The sequence below is a fragment of the Micromonospora coriariae genome, from assembly GCF_900091455.1.
GTDB lineage: Bacteria > Actinomycetota > Actinomycetes > Mycobacteriales > Micromonosporaceae > Micromonospora > Micromonospora coriariae.
Genome location: NZ_LT607412.1, coordinates 1,731,385 through 1,748,332, shown reverse-complemented (window position 1 = coordinate 1,748,332; position 16,948 = coordinate 1,731,385). Strand labels below are relative to the sequence as shown.

The 16,948-nt window shown below is 71.9% G+C and carries 16 protein-coding genes; 13 read left to right on the top strand and 3 right to left on the bottom strand.

Annotated elements, in window-relative coordinates; all coding sequences use genetic code 11:
- Positions 1-203 precede the first annotated feature (203 nt).
- The 7 genes from GA0070607_RS08080 to GA0070607_RS08050 all read left to right on the top strand — a co-directional run bounded on the left by GA0070607_RS08080 (position 204) and on the right by GA0070607_RS08050 (position 8,000).
- Positions 204-1,388, top strand: a complete 1,185-nt coding sequence (locus GA0070607_RS08080; protein ID WP_089017636.1) for a polyamine ABC transporter substrate-binding protein — start codon at positions 204-206, stop codon at positions 1,386-1,388.
- A gap of 5 nt (positions 1,389-1,393) precedes the next feature.
- Positions 1,394-2,545, top strand: a complete 1,152-nt coding sequence (locus GA0070607_RS08075) for an ABC transporter ATP-binding protein (RefSeq protein WP_089021717.1) — start codon at positions 1,394-1,396, stop codon at positions 2,543-2,545.
- On the top strand, positions 2,542-3,456 hold the full coding sequence (locus tag GA0070607_RS08070; protein WP_089017635.1) for an ABC transporter permease: 915 nt from the start codon (positions 2,542-2,544) through the stop codon (positions 3,454-3,456). The genes GA0070607_RS08075 and GA0070607_RS08070 overlap by 4 nt, the downstream gene beginning before the upstream one ends.
- Positions 3,453-4,295, top strand: a complete 843-nt coding sequence (locus GA0070607_RS08065; protein ID WP_231930906.1) for an ABC transporter permease — start codon at positions 3,453-3,455, stop codon at positions 4,293-4,295. The genes GA0070607_RS08070 and GA0070607_RS08065 overlap by 4 nt, the downstream gene beginning before the upstream one ends.
- Positions 4,292-5,713, top strand: a complete 1,422-nt coding sequence (locus GA0070607_RS08060; RefSeq protein WP_089017634.1) for an NAD(P)/FAD-dependent oxidoreductase — start codon at positions 4,292-4,294, stop codon at positions 5,711-5,713. Before GA0070607_RS08065 ends, GA0070607_RS08060 begins: the two co-directional genes overlap by 4 nt.
- Positions 5,713-6,915, top strand: coding sequence for a saccharopine dehydrogenase family protein (locus tag GA0070607_RS08055; protein ID WP_089017633.1), 1,203 nt, complete (start codon positions 5,713-5,715; stop codon positions 6,913-6,915). The genes GA0070607_RS08060 and GA0070607_RS08055 overlap by 1 nt, the downstream gene beginning before the upstream one ends.
- A gap of 332 nt (positions 6,916-7,247) precedes the next feature.
- Positions 7,248-8,000: a G5 domain-containing protein gene (locus GA0070607_RS08050; RefSeq protein WP_231931129.1), complete on the top strand. Its 753-nt coding sequence runs from the start codon at positions 7,248-7,250 to the stop codon at positions 7,998-8,000.
- A gap of 154 nt (positions 8,001-8,154) precedes the next feature.
- On the opposite strand, the gene GA0070607_RS08045 is transcribed toward GA0070607_RS08050, so the two are convergent.
- Genes GA0070607_RS08045 through GA0070607_RS08035 form a run of 3 tightly spaced genes read right to left on the bottom strand, consistent with a single transcriptional unit; the run spans position 8,155 to position 11,330 of the window.
- Positions 8,155-8,499: a DUF779 domain-containing protein gene (locus GA0070607_RS08045; protein WP_408630871.1), complete on the bottom strand. Its 345-nt coding sequence runs from the start codon at positions 8,497-8,499 to the stop codon at positions 8,155-8,157.
- Complete coding sequence (gene adh / locus GA0070607_RS08040; RefSeq protein ID WP_089017631.1) at positions 8,499-10,004, bottom strand: aldehyde dehydrogenase; 1,506 nt, start codon at positions 10,002-10,004, stop codon at positions 8,499-8,501. Before adh ends, GA0070607_RS08045 begins: the two co-directional genes overlap by 1 nt.
- A 48-nt stretch (positions 10,005-10,052) precedes the next feature.
- The gene (locus GA0070607_RS08035) at positions 10,053-11,330 is read right to left on the bottom strand and encodes a GAF domain-containing protein (protein ID WP_089017630.1); all 1,278 of its coding nucleotides are present in this window, start codon (positions 11,328-11,330) and stop codon (positions 10,053-10,055) included.
- Positions 11,331-11,483: 153 nt separating this feature from the next.
- Here GA0070607_RS08035 and GA0070607_RS08030 point away from each other — a divergent pair, with 153 nt between their 5' ends.
- The 6 genes from GA0070607_RS08030 to GA0070607_RS08005 all read left to right on the top strand — a co-directional run bounded on the left by GA0070607_RS08030 (position 11,484) and on the right by GA0070607_RS08005 (position 16,897).
- Positions 11,484-12,149, top strand: coding sequence for a response regulator transcription factor (locus tag GA0070607_RS08030; protein ID WP_089017629.1), 666 nt, complete (start codon positions 11,484-11,486; stop codon positions 12,147-12,149).
- Entirely contained in the window at positions 12,146-13,210 is a 1,065-nt protein-coding gene (locus GA0070607_RS08025) for a sensor histidine kinase (protein ID WP_089017628.1), read from the top strand. Before GA0070607_RS08030 ends, GA0070607_RS08025 begins: the two co-directional genes overlap by 4 nt.
- A gap of 122 nt (positions 13,211-13,332) precedes the next feature.
- Complete coding sequence (locus tag GA0070607_RS08020; protein ID WP_089017627.1) at positions 13,333-14,361, top strand: threonine ammonia-lyase; 1,029 nt, start codon at positions 13,333-13,335, stop codon at positions 14,359-14,361.
- On the top strand, positions 14,358-15,488 hold the full coding sequence (locus tag GA0070607_RS08015; RefSeq protein ID WP_089017626.1) for a D-alanine--D-alanine ligase family protein: 1,131 nt from the start codon (positions 14,358-14,360) through the stop codon (positions 15,486-15,488). Before GA0070607_RS08020 ends, GA0070607_RS08015 begins: the two co-directional genes overlap by 4 nt.
- A complete protein-coding gene (locus GA0070607_RS08010; protein WP_089017625.1) occupies positions 15,485-16,156 on the top strand; it encodes a M15 family metallopeptidase in 672 nt (223 codons plus the stop codon). The genes GA0070607_RS08015 and GA0070607_RS08010 overlap by 4 nt, the downstream gene beginning before the upstream one ends.
- 63 nt (positions 16,157-16,219) lie before the next feature.
- Positions 16,220-16,897, top strand: a complete 678-nt coding sequence (locus GA0070607_RS08005; RefSeq protein WP_089017624.1) for an RlpA-like double-psi beta-barrel domain-containing protein — start codon at positions 16,220-16,222, stop codon at positions 16,895-16,897.
- Positions 16,898-16,948 lie beyond the last annotated feature (51 nt).

Below are 16,948 nucleotides of genomic sequence, written 5' to 3'. Positions count from 1 at the left end.
CCGCTCCCCATGTCCTGAATCGTGATGTCGCGCGTGTGTCCTCGCGCAGTCTGGCGTATTTCGTCGTGCATCGCTATTCCCGCAACGGAATCCCTTGTAAGGAAGGTCACCTCATGTCAGGATCAGTCGTCCATGGCACCTGACCCTCCCGCCGGCGCGCCACCCTCGTCCCGCCCGCCGACGATGACCCCTTAGGAGTCGTCATGCGTACTCCCCTCCGGCCCCTCACCCGGCGTGGACTGCTCACCGGCACTCTCGGTTCGGCCGCGCTCCTCGCCACGGGCGGCAGCCTCGCCGGCTGCGGCACCAAGGGCGCGCAGCAGACCGAGGCCGGCTGCGTCAGCGAAGACCTTTCCGGCACCGAGAAGAAGCTTGCCTTCTCCAACTGGCCGCAGTACATGGACGTGGACGAGAAGGACGAGTCCAAGCGGCCCAGCCTGGACGGATTCATCACCAAGACCGGCATTCAGGTCACGTACACCGAGGACATCAACGACAACAACGAGTTCTTCGGCAAGGTGCAGAACCAGCTCGCGGCCTGCCAGAGCACGGACCGGGACCTCATCGTGCTGACCGACTGGATGGCGGCCCGGATGATCCGGCTCGGCTGGATCCAGAAGCTCGATCCGGCGAAGATCCCGAACGTCCAGGCCAACCTGCTCCCGTCGCTGCTCAAGCGCTCCTTCGACCCCGAGAACCGGATCTCCATCCCGTGGCAGTCCGGCCTTGCCGGCCTGGCGTACAACGGCAGCGTCACCAAGGAGCTGCGCACCGTCGACGAGCTGCTCACCCGTCCCGATCTCAAGGGCAAGGTGACCGCGCTCAGCGAGATGCGCGACACCATGGGCCTGCTGCTCGGGTCCAACGGGCACGACCCGGCCAACTTCACCACCGCCCAGTTCGACGACGCGCTCAACAAGCTCAAGAAGGCCGTCGACTCCGGGCAGATCCGCAAGTTCACCGGCAACGACTACGCACCCGACCTGGCCAAGGGTGACATCGCCGCGTGCATCGGCTGGTCCGGGGACGTCATCCAGCTCTCCAGCGAGAACGCGAAGGTGCAGTTCGTCGCGCCCGACTCCGGCGTGATGCTGTTCAGCGACAACATGATGGTCCCCAACAAGGCCACCCACAAGGGCAACGCCGAGGCGCTGATCAACTACTACTACGAGCCGGCCGTCGCCGCGACGCTCGCCGCGTACGTCAACTACATCTGCCCGGTCAAGGGTGCGCAGGCCGAGATGGAGAAGATCGACCCCGAGCTGGCCGCCAACCCGCTGATCTTCCCGGACGATGCGCTGCTGTCGAAGTCCAAGGTGTTCATGGCCCTGGACGAGAAGCAGGAGAAGGAGTACGAGGGCAAGTTCCAGCAGGTCATCGGGGCGTGACGGGGATGACGCGCGAGACACCGGCCGGCGACCTGCGCCTGGCCAACCTCACCAAGCGGTTCGGCATCTTCACCGCGGTCGACGACCTCAGCCTGACCGTCCCGCAGGGCTCGTTCTTCGCCCTGCTCGGCGCGTCCGGCTGCGGCAAGACCACCACGCTGCGGATGATCGCCGGCCTGGAGGAGCCGACCAGCGGTCAGGTGCTGCTCGGCGACCGCGACATCGCGCGGCTGCGGCCGTACAAGCGGCCGGTCAACACCGTGTTCCAGAGCTACGCGCTCTTTCCGCACCTGAACATCTTCGAGAACGTGGCGTTCGGGCTGCGTCGTCGCGGCATCCGCTCGGTCGACGACGAGGTCATGCGGATGCTGTCGCTGGTGCAGCTCGACGACTACGGCAACCGCCGCCCGGCCCAGCTCTCCGGCGGTCAGCAGCAGCGGGTCGCGCTGGCCCGTGCGCTCATCAACCAGCCGCAGGTGCTGCTGCTCGACGAGCCGCTGGGGGCTCTCGACCTCAAGTTGCGTCGGCAGATGCAGATCGAGCTGAAGCGGATCCAGACCGAGGTGGGCATCACGTTCGTGCACGTCACGCACGACCAGGAGGAGGCCATGACGATGGCCGACACCGTCGCGGTGATGAACGCCGGCCGGATCGAGCAGCTCGGCGCCCCGGCCGACATCTACGAGTTCCCGGCCACCGCTTTCGTGGCGAACTTCCTCGGCCAGTCCAACCTGCTCGCCGGCGAGGCCGCCGGCACCGCTGCCGGCGAGGTGGCGGTGACGGCGCACGGCGCGCGCTTCTCGGTGCCCGCCGGCCGGTCCCGGGCCGAACGTGGCCCGGTCCACCTGGGGGTACGCCCGGAGAAGCTGAATCTGGTCGGCTCCGCCGACCAGGTGCCTGCGGGTCACCAGCACGTCACCGGAGTCGTCACCGATGCCTCCTACGTCGGGGTCAGCACCCAGTACCTGCTGCGCACCGGCTGGGGCACCGAGCTGTCGGTGTTCACGGCCAACAGCGGGGCGGCGGCTCAGGTGCCGGTCGGCAGCGAAGCCGTGGCGTACTGGGATCCACGGCACGCGTTCCTGCTGCCCCGGGACGCCGCCGACAGCGACCGGACCTCGCCGGTGGTCGACGAGCCGGTGGGTGCGTCGTCGTGACCGTCCTGGCCCAGGTGCCCACGGGATCGGGGCAGCCGCCGCCCACGCCGCCGGCCGCCCGGTCCGGGCGGCACCGCCTGCTGCCGTACCTGTTGCTGCTGCCCGGCGCTGCCTGGCTGCTGGTGTTCTTCGGCGTGCCGCTGGTGCAGCTCGCCGCGGCCAGCCTCTACGACCCCAGCGGCTCGCTCTCCACCGGGTACGCGTTCACCTGGGCGTTCGGCAACTACCCGGACGTGTTGCAGGCGTACTGGCCGCAGTTCCTGCGCTCGTTCGGCTACGCGGGCGTGGCCCTGGTGCTGGCGCTGCTGCTGGGTTACCCGCTCGCGTACGCCATCGCGCAGAAGGCCGGCCGGTGGAAGAACCTGCTGCTGGTCTGCGTGGTCGCGCCGATGTTCACCAGCTTCCTGGTCCGTACGCTGGCCTGGAAGACCATCCTGTCGGACAACGGCGCGCTGGTCGGCCTGCTGCGCGACGTGCACCTGCTCGCCCCGGACGGCCGGTTGCTGGCCACCCCGTTCGCGGTGGTGCTCGGCCTGACGTACAACTTCCTGCCGTTCCTGGTGCTGCCGCTGTACGCGAGCCTGGAGCGGCTCGACCACCGGCTGCTGGAGGCGGCCAGCGACCTGTACGCCAGCCCGTTGCACGCGTTCCGCCGGGTGACCCTGCCGCTGTCCATGCCGGGCCTGGTCGCCGGCACGCTGCTGTTCTTCATCCCGGCCAGCGGCGACTACATCAACGCCGAGCTGCTCGGCACCCCGAACGAGTACATGATCGGCAACGTCATCGACTCGGCGTTCCTGGTCCGGCTGGACTACCCGCAGGGCGCCGCGCTGTCGTTCCTGCTGATGGCGGCGATCCTCGCGGTGGTCTTCGGCTACCTGCGCAGGGCCGGCACGGAGGAGGTGCTGTGAGGCTTTCCCGTTGGCTGGCCGACCGCTGGGTGATGATCGTGGCGCTGCTGGTGCTCGGCTACCTGGCGCTGCCGATCCTGGTGGTGGCCGGGTTGTCGTTCAACCGCCCGTCCAGCCGGCTGTCGTACGACTTCAACGAGTTCACAGTCGACAACTGGCGTCAGCCGTGCGCCACGTCGGACATGTGCGACGCGGTGGTCCGCAGCGTGCAGATCGGCTTCATCGCCACGGTGGTCGCCACAGTGCTCGGCACCCTGATGGCGTTCGCGCTGGTCCGGCACCGCTTCCGGGGTCGGTCCGGGATCAACGTGCTGATCTTTCTGCCGATGGCCACCCCGGAGCTGGTGATGGGCACCTCGCTGCTGGCCCTCTTCGTCTCCGCCGGGGTGCCGCAGGGCTTCTGGACGATCGTCATCGCGCACGTGATGTTCTGCGTCTCGTTCGTGGTGGTCACCGTCAAGGCGCGGCTGGCCGGGATGGACCGGCGGCTGGAGGAGGCCGCCATGGACCTGTACGCCAGCGAGTGGCAGACCTTCCGGCGGATCACCCTGCCGCTGGTGCTGCCCGGCATCGTGGCCGCCGCGCTGCTGGCCTTCTCGCTCAGCTTCGACGACTTCATCATCACGAACTTCAACGCGGGCACCACAGTCACGTTCCCGATGTACGTCTGGGGCGCCGCCCAGCGGGGCATCCCGCCGCAGGTCAACGTCATCGGCACCGCGATGTTCGCGATCGCGTTGCTGCTGGTCGGGCTCAGCTCGCTGCGCGGCCGGCGCTCCCGCCGCGCCAACCTGCTGGCCAGCGCGGCACCGGTCGCCCAGGCGCGCCGGCAGTCATGACCGTCCCGCATACCGGCCGGGCGCTCGCCGACGCGGCCCCGCTGCCGTACTGGCTCGACCGCCCGGACCGCCCCGACCCGCTGCCACCGCTCGCCGGCCCGCAGCACGCCGACCTGCTGGTGATCGGCGGCGGGTACAGCGGGCTCTGGGCCGCCCTGCTGGCCAAGCAGGCCGAGCCCGACCGCGACGTGCTGCTGGTCGACGCGGGCACCTGCGGCTGGGCCGCGTCCGGGCGCAACGGCGGGTTCTGCGCCTCCTCGCTCACCCACGGCCTGGCGAACGGCGTCGACCGGTTCCCCGACGAGGTAGGCGAGCTGGAGCGTCTCGGCCGGGAGAACCTGGACGCCATCGCCGCCACCGTCGCCGAATTCGGCATTGACTGCGACTTCGAGCGCACCGGCGAGCTGGCCGTGGCCGTCGAGCCGTACCAGTTGGCCGGGCTCGCCGCCGACGCGGAGCTGGCCCGCCGGTACGGCCACCAGGTGCGGCTGCTGGACCGCGACGAGGTGCGCGCCGAGGTGAACTCGCCGACGTACCTGGGCGGGATGTTCGACGCCGGCCGGGTGGCCATGCTGGATCCGGCGAGGCTGGCGTGGGGGCTGCGCCGTGCCTGCCTCGACCTCGGCGTCCGGGTGCACGAGCACACGCGGGTGACCGGGCTGCGCGCCGACGGCGGCGCGCTGCGGGCGCGGACGGCAGGCGGGCCGGACGCCGCGCCCGGGTCGGTACGGGCCCGGCGGGTGGTGCTGGCCACCAACGCCTTCCCGCCGCTGCTGCGCAGGCTGCGGGCGTACCTGGTGCCGGTCTACGACCACGTGCTGATGACCGAGCCGCTCACCCCGGCGCAGCGGGACGCGGTCGGCTGGCGCAACCGGCAGGGACTGGCCGACACCGGCAACCAGTTCCACTACTACCGGATCACCTCCGACGGGCGGATCCTCTTCGGCGGGTACGACGCGGTCTACCACTACGGCAACCGGGTCGCGCCGGAGCTGGAGCAGCGTCCGGCCACCTTCGCCACCCTCGCGACGCACTTCTTCACCACGTTCCCGCAGCTCGCCGACGTGCGCTTCAGCCACCGCTGGGGTGGCGTCATCGACACCTGCACCCGGTTCTGCCCGTTCTTCGGCACCGCGTACGGCGGTCGGCTGGCGTACGCGGCCGGCTACACCGGTCTCGGCGTGGGCGCCACCCGCTTCGGCGCCCGGGTGCTGCTCGACCTGCTGGCCGGCGGGGACACCCCGTTGACCGGGCTCGATCTGGTCCGCCGTAAGCCACTGCCGTTCCCACCGGAACCCGTCCGCTCGGTCGGCATCAATCTCACCCGCTGGTCACTGGCCCGCGCCGACGCGCGCGAGGGCCGGCGCGACCTCTGGCTCCGTACTCTCGATCGTCTCGGTTTGGGGTTTGATTCCTGATGCGTGTCCTGCTCGTCGGCGCCGGTGGCGTCGGCTCCGCCGCCGTAGCCATCGCCGCCCGACGGTCCTTCTTCGACACGATGGTGGTCGCCGACCACGACCCCGCGCGCGCCGAGCGCGCCGTCGCCGGGCACGGGGACCGCTTCGTCGCCGCCCAGGTGGACGCGTCCTCGGCCGACGGGGTCGCCGCGCTCTGCCGGGAGCACCGGATCACCCACGTGCTCAATGCCGTCGACCCACGCTTCGTCATGCCGATCTTCGACGGTGCGTTCGCGGCCGGCGCGGACTACCTGGACATGGCGATGTCGCTGTCCCAGCCGCACCCGTCCCGCCCGTACGCCGAGACCGGGGTGCTGCTCGGCGACGCGCAGTTCGCGCGGTCCGACGACTGGTCCGCGGCCGGCCGGCTGGCGCTGTGCGGAATCGGTGTCGAACCCGGCCTGTCCGACGTCTTTGCCCGGTACGCCGCCGACGAGCTGTTCAGCGAGATCGACGAGATCGGCGTCCGGGACGGAGCGAACCTCACAGTCGACGGCTACGACTTCGCGCCCTCGTTCTCGATCTGGACCACGATCGAGGAGTGCCTCAACCCGCCGGTGGTCTGGGAGCAGGACCGGGGCTGGTACACCACCGAACCGTTCTCCGAACCGGAGGTCTTCCACTTCCCGGAGGGGATCGGGCCGGTCGAGTGCGTCAACGTCGAGCACGAGGAGGTGCTGCTCATCCCGCGCTGGGTCAAGGCCCGCCGGGTCACCTTCAAGTACGGCCTCGGCGACGAGTTCATCGAGGTGCTCAGGACGCTGCACAAGCTCGGCCTGGACTCGACCGCGCCGGTCAGTGTGCGCGGCGTCCAGGTGTCGCCGCGGGACGTGGTGGCCGCCTGCCTGCCCGACCCGGCCACCCTCGGTGAGCGGATGCGCGGCAAGACGTGCGCCGGCACCTGGGTGCGGGGCCTGGGCCCGGACGGGCAGCCCCGGGAGGTCTACCTCTACCACGTCGTCGACAACGAGTGGTCCATGCGGGAGTACGGCCACCAGGCGGTGGTCTGGCAGACGGCGGTCAACCCGGTGGTGGCGCTGGAACTGCTCGCCACCGGCACCTGGTCCGGCGTCGGGGTGCTCGGCCCGGAGGCGCTGCCCCCGATGCCCTTCCTCGACCTGCTGAACGCGTACGGCTCGCCTTGGGGGATGGAGGAGCGATGAGCCGCTACGGGGCCATGTACGGGCCGGCCGGAGGTCCACCCTGGAATCCACGACAGCCCCTCCTCGACGCCCGCTGACGGGATGGTGTCGTCTACCTGACGGTCATCGGTCGTTCCGAGCTGTCCTGTGTGGATCGGCCGTGCACTGTGCCGACAAGCGGCCCTTTGCGTATTTTGTGCATCGTCGTGCCGCACGATCGGCCCGTCCACCCGGACCGAGCGGTTGCCCGGCGGTCGCCCTCCGACCAGCGGCGGGGACCGGAACGGCGCAGGTGACGAGCGCGACGGCGGATATTGCACGCAGTGTTTGCGACGACACTCATCGCCGTGACCATGTATCCACCGCCCGCGCCCCGACCGCCCGCCGCCCCGAACTGGTTCCGCCGGGCGAGCCCGGGTCGCCGTCTCGCCGTGATTCTCGGCTCGGTGGCCCTGTCGATCCTGCTGCTCTGCTGCGCCGGCACCGCCATCGTCGGCGCGCTGGTCGGCGAGCCGGAGCCCACCCGGACCGGCACCGCGGCCGAGGAGCCGCAGCAGCCCATCGTGGCCGCGCCCGCCGAGCCGACCGAGGAGGCCCCCGCGCAGGAGTTGTCGCCGGTGGCGGAACCCTCCCTCTCCGCCGACCCCGCCGCCTCCTCGCCGGCCCCGACCACGTCCACCGCCGTGGCCGCGCCGGTCGTGCAGGTGACGACCGTGACGGAGCGGGCCACCATCCGGTACGGCGAGCGGACCGTCAAGGACTCGTCCCTCGCCGTGGGCAAGCGGGTCGTGCGGACCAAGGGCGTCAACGGTGTCAAGACCCTGACGTACGAGGTGACCACCACCGACGGCGTGCGGACTGCCAAGAAGCTGGTCAGGTCCGTCGTGACGAAGCAACCGGTGACCCAGGTCGTCGCTGTCGGCACGAAGAAGGCACCGCAGGCGAACTGCGACCCGAACTACAGCGGCTGTGTCCCGATTGCCAGTGACGTCGACTGCTCGGGCGGCAGTGGCAACGGCCCCGCCTACGTCAGCGGACCCATCAGGGTGATCGGCGATGACATCTACGACCTGGACCGCGACGGCGACGGCACCGCCTGCGACTGATCCTGCGGCGCGCCCGACGGTCACGCAGCGTCATCCCGTGCGGCGGAGGACTGGGTTCCGAGCGTGATACCTCTGAGTCATTTTGATGCCTCAGAGGTATCACGCTTTCCAGTGCGGCATGCCTCCGCCGCCCACGCCGCCGGAGAGGGGTGACCTAGGCGGCGAGGTGGGAGCGGATGAGGAAGCGGACGCCGTCCGGGGCCTCCAGGGAGAAGCCGCTGCCGCGCCCCGGAACCACGTCGACGGTCAGCCTCGTGTGTTTCCACAGCTCCCACTGGGCGGTCGACATCCAGAACTCGACCGGCTCCGGCACCCCGTCCACTGCCAGCGAGGCGAGCAGGACGTCGGACCCGCCGGTGCGGAACTCGCCCGCCGGGTAGCACATCGGGGCGCTGCCGTCGCAGCAGCCGCCGGACTGGTGGAACATCAGCGGCCCGTGCCGCCCCCGCAGCGACCGGATCAACTCGGCCGCCGCGGGGGTGATGGAGACGACGGACATCAGAAGAAGCCGAGCTTCTGCGTCGAGTAGCTGACCAGCAGGTTCTTGGTCTGCTGGTAGTGCTCCAGCATCATCTTGTGGTTCTCCCGGCCGATGCCGGACTGCTTGTACCCACCGAACGCGGCGTGCGCCGGGTACGCGTGGTAGCAGTTGGTCCACACCCGGCCCGCCTGGATGGCCCGCCCAGCCCGGTACGCGGTGTTCATGTCCCGGGTCCAGACGCCCGCGCCCAGCCCGTACAGGGTGTCGTTCGCGGTCTTGACGGCGTCGTCCAGGTCGGCGAAGGAGGTCACCGAGACCACCGGTCCGAAGATCTCCTCCTGGAAGACCCGCATCGAGTTGTCGCCCTCGAAGATCGTGGGCTGGACGTAGTACCCGCCGGACAGTTCGCCGCCCAGGTCCGCGCGGGACCCGCCGGTGAGCACCTTGGCGCCCTCCTGCCGGCCGATGTCCAGGTAGGACAGGATCTTCTCCAGTTGGTCGTTGGAGGCCTGCGCCCCGATCATCGTGTCGGTGTCGAGGGGATGCCCGGCGACGATCGCCTCCGTGCGCGCGACGGCCGCGGCGAGGAAGTCGCTGTAGTGGCCCTGCTGGATCAGCGCCCGCGACGGGCAGGTGCAGACCTCGCCCTGGTTGAGGGCGAACATGGTGAAGCCCTCGAGCGCCTTGTCCAGGAAGTCATCAGAAGCAGCGCTGACGTCGTCGAAGAAGATGTTCGGGCTCTTGCCGCCCAGTTCGAGGGTGACGGGTTTGATGTTCTCGCTGGCGTACTGCATGATCAGCCGCCCGGTGGTGGTCTCACCGGTGAACGCCACCTTGGCCACCCGTGCCGAGGACGCCAGCGGCTTGCCGGCCTCCACGCCGAAGCCGTTGACGATGTTGAGCACGCCCGGCGGCAGCAGGTCCGCCACCAGCGACAGCCAGTAGTGGATCGACGCCGGGGTCTGCTCGGCCGGCTTGAGCACCACGGCGTTGCCGGCGGCCAGCGCGGGCGCCAGCTTCCAGGTGGCCATCAGGATCGGGAAGTTCCACGGGATGATCTGCCCGACCACGCCGAGCGGCTCGTGGAAGTGGTACGCGACGGTGTCGTCGTCGAGTTCGCCGAGCGAGCCCTCCTGCGCCCGGATCGCCCCGGCGAAGTAGCGGAAGTGGTCGATGGCGAGCGGGATGTCGGCGGCCAGCGTCTCGCGGATCGGCTTGCCGTTCTCCCAGCTCTCCGCGATGGCCAGCGACTCCAGGTTCTCCTGCATCCGGTCCGCGATGCGATTGAGGATCAGGGCGCGCTCGGCCACCGAGGTGCGCCCCCAGGCGTCGGCGGCGCCGTGCGCCGCGTCCAGGGCCTTCTCCACGTCGGGTGCGGTGCCCCGGGCGACCTCGGTGAAGGTCTGCCCGGTGACCGGGGTCGGGTTTTCGAAGTAGGCGCCGCCGTGCGGCTTGACGTACTCGCCGCCGATGAAGTGGTCGTAACGGGACTGCCAGTGGGTGGGCGCGTCGTAGCGCGTCATGGTTACCTCCGCCGTCGTTGTGCGGGTGTGCCGACGGCGACGGTAGTTTCAGGAACGTTGCAGCCACGTTGCGCGCGGTAGGTCGTACTCCCCGGCGAGCTGGTCGACGCGGGCGAGCGCGAGCGGCCGGCGTGGCGCGCCCGCCGGCAACGCCCGTGCCAGGGCCTGCCAGGCGGTCAGGTCGTCGGCCCCGGCGGACGTCGCGGTCCAGGTCGCGAGCAGCGCCGGGTCCGCGGTGGCCAGCACGGCCGCGCGGAGCTGGCCGTCGATGAGCCGGCGTAGTCGCGTCACTCCCGGTGCGTCCGAGCCGGGCAGCAACGACCCGGAGTACGCGTCGAGCGCGCCCGCCGGATCGCCCTGGTCCAACCGGTCGGCGACGGTGGTGAAGTCGGCGCGGACGGTGCCCCGCAGCCGGTACGGGCGGGAGTCGAGCAGCTCGGGGCCGAGCACCCGGCGCAGCCGGGACAGCTCCGCGCGCAGGGTGACCGGGTGCAGTCGGTCGTCCCCGTACAGGTCGAGGCCGAGCTGTTCGCCGGTGCGTCCCTCGGGATGGTGCAGCAGCAGCACCAGCAGCTCGCTGTGCCGGCGGCCGAGCCGGATCCGCCGCCCGTCGAACCGCAGCTCGGCCTCGTCCCGGCCCAGCGCGGTCACCGTGGCGACGCCCGGCTCCACCGGTCGGTCGCTGGCGAGCTGTGCCTCGGCGGCCCGGGCGGTGGCCCGGACCAGCGCCAGGCTGTGCGGGTTGGCCAGGTGGTCGCCGCCGGTGATGTCGACCGCGCCGAGCAGCCGCCCGGTGATCGGGTCGTGGATCGGCGCCGCGGCGCAGGTCCAGCGCTGCACCGGCCGGCTGAAGTGCTCGGTGGCGAAGATCTGCACGCTGTGGTCGACGGCCAGCGCGGTGCCGGGGGCGTTGGTGCCGGCGTGCCTCTCATCCCACAGTGCGCCGGGCACGAAGTTCATCCGCTCGGCGTGCCGGCGCACTCCCGGATGGCCCTCCACCCAGAGCAGCCGTCCGTACGCGTCGCAGACCGCCATCAGGTGCGCGCCGTCCTGTGCGATGCCGCCCAGCAGGTCCCGGAACAGCGGCAGCACCCGGGCCAGCGGGTGAGCGGCCCGGTAGCCCGCCAGCGCGTCGTCGGTCAGGTCGACCGGCGGGGTGGCCTCCGGGTCGAGCCGCGCCGAACGTTCCCACGAGCGGCGTACCACCTCCCGCACCCGGTGCGGCGCGGCGCCGGCGGCGAGGAACGCCTCGTGGGCGGCGCCGACCTGCGCGATCCGCTCCGCCGGATCGACGCCGAACTCCAGGGCGAGCCACGGGTCAGCCATCGGGCGACCTCCTCGGCCCCCATCGTGACGCAGCTCACCCCGGATCGCCAACCGCCCGGTCCCTCCGCGACGGATGGCGCAGAGTTCTTACAGAACCCTTAACCCCGGCCTGCGACGGTATGCCGGACGAGCGGAACCAGGGGGAGCGGAAACGTGCGGGTGCTGGTGGCGGACGACGAGCGGTTGCTGGCGGACACGGTGGCCGAGGGGCTGCGGCGCCTCTCGATGGCCGTCGACGTCTGCTACGACGGCGACGGTGCGCTGGAGCGGATCGGGGTCAACCGGTACGACGTCGCGGTCCTGGACCGGGACATGCCCGGGCACACCGGCGACGAGGTGTGCCGCAGCATCGCCGACTCCCAGGTGGGCACCCGCGTGCTGCTGCTCACCGCGGCGGCCGGCATCCGGGACCGGGTGGCCGGTCTGGACCTCGGCGCGGACGACTACCTGACCAAGCCGTTCGCCTTCGCCGAGCTGGTCGCCCGGGTGCAGGCCCTCGGCCGGCGGTCCACCCCGGCGCTCCCGCCGGTGCTTGCGCAGGACGGCGTGGTGCTGGACGTGGCCCGGCACGTGGCCACCCGGGACGGCCGGGCGCTGGCGCTGAGCCCGAAGGAGTTCGCCGTGCTGCACGTGCTGCTGCGCGCCTCCGGGCAGGTGGTCAGCGCCGAGGAGCTGCTGGAGCAGGCCTGGGACGAGTTCGCCGACCCGTTCACCAACGCCGTACGGGTCACCGTCATGACCCTGCGCAAGAAGCTCGGCGACCCGGCGGTCATCCACACAGTGCCCAAGGCCGGCTACCGCCTCGGTGGCCCGGCGTGAGCTGGACCCCCCGGCGCCGGGTGCTGCTCGTCGGCCTGCTGGCGTTGCTGGCCGGGCCGCTCCTGCCGACGGTCGGCAGGTGGTTGAGCCGGCTGATCTGGGCCCGCGGGCAGCAGCTCTGCGAACTGCCGGTACCCGGCCTGATGGAGGTCTGCGCGCCGGCACACCGGGGCGGGTTCGTGCTGCCGCTGGTGGCCACGCTGGTCGTGGTCCTGGCCACCCTGGTGGCGCTCTGGTTCGGCGCGGCGTGGTGCCTGCGTCCGGTCCGCGACCTGGCCGAGCCGATCGGGCACCTCGGCCCGCAGAACCTCGGCCACCGGATCCGGCCCCGGGGCCGCGACGAGCTGGCCCGGCTGTCCCGGGCGATCGACGAGATGATGGAGCGCGTCTCCGCCGGGTACGAGGGGCAGCGGCGGTTCGCCGCGAACGCCTCGCACGAACTGCGCACCCCGCTGGCGGTGCAGCGGACGCTGATCGAGGTCGGGATGGCGCGGTCGCTCACCGCTGAGCAACTGGAGTTGTTGACCGGCCAGCTGCTGGAGACGAACGAGCGCAACGAGCGGCTGATCGAGGGCCTGCTCGCGCTCAGCGAGAGCGACCAGGGCCTGCGCTCGCGTACCCCGCAGCGGCTCGACGAGATCGCCGCCGCGGTGCTCGCCGGATACCGCGACCGCGCCCGGGAGGCCGCCGTGACGATCGACACCCACCTGGCGCCCCGGGTCGTCGTCGGTGAGCGGGTGCTGCTCGAACGCCTGGTCACCAACCTGGTGGAGAACGGAATCAAGTACAACCGGCGCGGCGGCTCGCTGACCGTCACGGTCGGCGGCACATCCGCGCTGTCCGTGGTCAACACCGGTCAGCCCGTGCCGGCCGAGGCGGTGGCCGGTCTCTTCGAGCCGTTCCGCCGCCTCGCCCGGGATCGCACCTCGCAGGGCGGCGGTGCCGGCCTCGGCCTGGCCATCGCCCGCTCGATCACCCAGGCGCACGACGGCATCATCGCGGCCCGACCCGGCGAGCAGGGCGGCCTGCGGGTGGACGTCCAGCTACCCACCCCGCCCTAGCGCTCCCATCCGCCGTCCCCGGGGTCCGCGTGTCGCGGCATCCCTGCCTCCGGCGTGCCCGAAAACAACCGTCCGCCAGCCGTGGGCCCGGTCCCGGCCCCAGCCCGACAGAAGGAGAACCCATGCCCCGCACCGCTGCTCCGGCGGGTCTGTGCCGTGCCGACGTCGAGGAGGCCGCCCACTGGCTCTCCGGCCGGGTGGTCCGCACCCCCGTGCTGCGGTCCCCGGTGATCGACGCTCTGGCCGGGGCCCGGGTCCTGCTCAAGGCGGAGAACCTCCAGGACGGCGGCTCGTACAAGATGCGCGGCGCGCTGCGGTCGGTCGGCCGCCTCGCCACGGCCGGGCGGGACGGGGTGATCGCGCAGAGCACCGGCAACCACGCGGTGGCCGTGGCGTTGGCGGCCCGGCAGCACGGGCTCGCGGCCACCGTCGTGCTGCCGGTCGACGCGGCGCCGACAAAGGTCGAGCGGGCCCGGGCGGCGGGGGCGCGGGTGGTGTTCGCCGGCACCAGCGTCGACGAGCGGGTGGCGGCGGCCCGGGGGCTCAGCGAGCAGACCGGTCACCCCGTCATCGACGCGTACGACCACCCGGACGTGATCGCGGGGCAGGGCAGCGCCAGCCTTGAGCTGATCGAGGAGGCTGAGCGCATCGGCACCCCGCTGGACGCGCTGGTGGTCCCGGTGGGTGGCGGCGGCGGGGTGGCGGGCGCCTGCCTGGCCGCCGCCAACACCGATATCGAGGTGTACGGCGTGGAGCCGGTGGGCTGCGACTCGTTGGCCCGCAGCCTCGCGGCCGGCGAGCGGGTTCCGGTCACCCCGGCGCCCACGATCGCCGACGGGCTGCGGCCGTCCTGCGTGGGTGAACTGCCGTTCGCCATCCTGCGGACCGCCCTGCGCGGGGTCGTCCGGGTCGACGACGACGAGATCGCGGCGGCCTTCCGGCTGCTCCTGATGGAGCTGAAGGTGCTGGTCGAGCCGTCCGGGGCGGCCGGTCTGGCCGGTGCGCTCCGGCTCGCCGCCGAGGCCGGTGCGGCGCGGCGACGAACGGTCGGTGTGGTGCTGACCGGCGGAAATGTGGAGGCGGCGCTGGTGGCCCGGTTGACGGTCCAGCGGCTCGCCGAGCTGGCGACTGTGGAAGGAGCGGCGGCATGAGCGCGCCAACTCGGATCGGAATCCTGTTCGGAGGTCCGTCGGCGGAGCACGAGGTCTCCTGTGCCTCCGCGCTGGGCGTGGCCCGGGCGCTCGCCGGCGGCGGGTACCGCACGGTCGCCATCGGCGTCACCCGTACCGGCGCATACCGGCTGATGCCCGACGCGGTGCTGGCCGAGCTGCGCGACCGGCCCGCCGCCGAGCGGGCGATCGACGACCGGCTGGCGGTGACCGGACCGGCGGTCGAGCTGCGCTCCGGCCCGCGTCCGGGCACCGTGCAGGTGTCCGCGGTGAACGCCCCCGGCGCGGTGCACGCGGAGCTGGACGTGGTCTTCCCCGTGCTGCACGGCCCGTTCGGTGAGGACGGGGTGGTGCAGGGGCTGCTGGAGTCGCTGGACGTGCCGTACGTCGGGTGCGGCATCCTGGCCTCCGCCGTCGGCATGAACAAGGTGGCGATGAAGCGGGCGCTGCGCGCCGACGGCATCCCGATCACACCGCACGTCGCGTTCGACGCGCACACCTACCGCGCGGCCGACGACCCGGAGAAGCTGGTGCTCGGCCTGCGCCGGCCGTTGTTCGTCAAGCCCGCCAGCATGGGCTCCTCGATCGGCATCTCCCGGGTCGCGGAGGGCGACGACCTGGCCGTCGCCGTCGAGGAGGCGCTCCGGCACGACCAGCTCGTCATGGTCGAGCAGGGGGTCACCGGCCGCGAATTGGAGTGCGCGGTGCTCGGCGGCTGGCGCCCGGAGGCGTCGGCCGTGGGCGAGGTGCGCGTCACCGGCGGCTGGTTCGACTACCAGCAGAAGTACTTCGGCGACGCCGACCCCATGATCGTCCCGGCTGTGCTGCCCGACGAGGTGACCGAGCGGGTACGCGAGCTGTCACTGCGCGCGTTCGCCGCGATCGGCGGGTGGGGCCTGGCCCGGGTCGACTTCCTGTACGACGAGACGACCGGTGAGCTGTACGTCAACGAGCTGAACACGATGCCCGGCTTCACCGCGCACTCGATGTATCCGAAGGTGTGGGCGGCGGCCGGCGTCGGCTACCGGGAGGTGGTGGACCGGCTGGTCGAGCTGGCCCGTACCCGGCACGCGTCCCGACCCGTGACCGCCACGCGGGGCACCCGGTGATCCTGCTCTCCGATCCCCGGGTGGCGGCGGTACCCAGCGCCGACGACGGCGACCCCCTGGTGGACCTGCGCGAGCTGCCCGAACTGCGGCTGGACCGGCGCGCCGCCGACCCGTCCGGCGCGTACGCCCGGCTGCGCGTAGGCGTCGCGGACCGGCTGCTGGCCGCGCAGCGTGCGCTGCCCGCCGGGATGCGCCTGCTGGTCATCGAGGGGTACCGGCCGTACCGGGCACAGTTGACCATCTTCACCGGCTACCGGGACGAGCTGCGCCGGCGGCACCCGGACTGGTCGCCGGAGCGGCTGCACCGGGAGACCACCAAGTTCGTCTCGCCGGTCGAGGTGGCCCCGCACAGCACCGGCGGGGCCGTGGATCTGACCCTGTGCACCGACGACGGCGTGGAGTTGGATCTCGGCACGGCCGTCGACGCCACGCCGGAGGACAGCGCGGACGCCTGCTTCACCGACGCCCCCACCATCGACGGGGCCGCCCGGCGGCACCGGCAGATCATGGTGGAGGCGCTCGGCGGCGCCGGACTGGTGAACTACCCGACCGAGTGGTGGCACTGGTCGTACGGGGACCGCTACTGGGCCGTGATCACCGGGGCGCCACGCACCCGGTACGGACCGGTGGATCTGGCCGCCGAGGCGATCGGTGCTGGCGTCGGCTGAACGGTAGGGCGCTCCCGTCCGTACCACGCGGTGAAGGACACACCGAGGACGGGAGTGACGGCGATGAGGGTGCAGCGCAAGCACGTGCTGGCGGCGACCGTGGCGGTGCTCGCCGCGGCGGGCGTGGCGGTGGGGACCGGTTTCGGGTTCGCCGGCACCGCACCGGCGCGGCAGTCCGTCTGCACGGGCTCGGTCACCTTCTCGGCGGAGGACGGAGCGCCGGCCGCGACCAGCGACCGGTTCCCGGTGGGTACGCGGCTGCGGGTGACCAACCTGGACAACAACCGGGCGGCCACGGTGACGGTGACCGGTCCGTCGGGCAGTTGTGTGCTGCTCAACGCCGCCGCGATGGAGCTGGTCCGTGAAAAGGGGAAGAACGTGATCCGCCGCAACGTCGTGGAACGGCTGGACGGTGAGGCCGTACCGCCCGCCGCGCCGCCGGCGGCCGGCACGGTCCGGCCCGGGTCCGCGTCTCCCGGCGCGCCGGGCCCGGCGCCCCGCTCGGCCTGCTCGGGCGCGATCACCTTCTTCGCCGAGGGCGCGGCGCCGGCGGCGACCAGCGGGCAGTTCCCGGTGGGCACCCGGCTGCGGGTGACGAACCTGGACAACAACAAGGCCACCACGGTGACTGTCACCGGCCCGTCGGGCAGTTGCGTGCTGCTCAACACGGCGGCGATGGACCAGATCCGTGAGCCGGGCAAGAACGTGGTCCGCCGCAACACCGTCGAGGTCCTGCGCTGACCCTGCCGGTTCCGCTCACCCCGCCGTTCCGCTCACCCCGCCGTTAGGAAG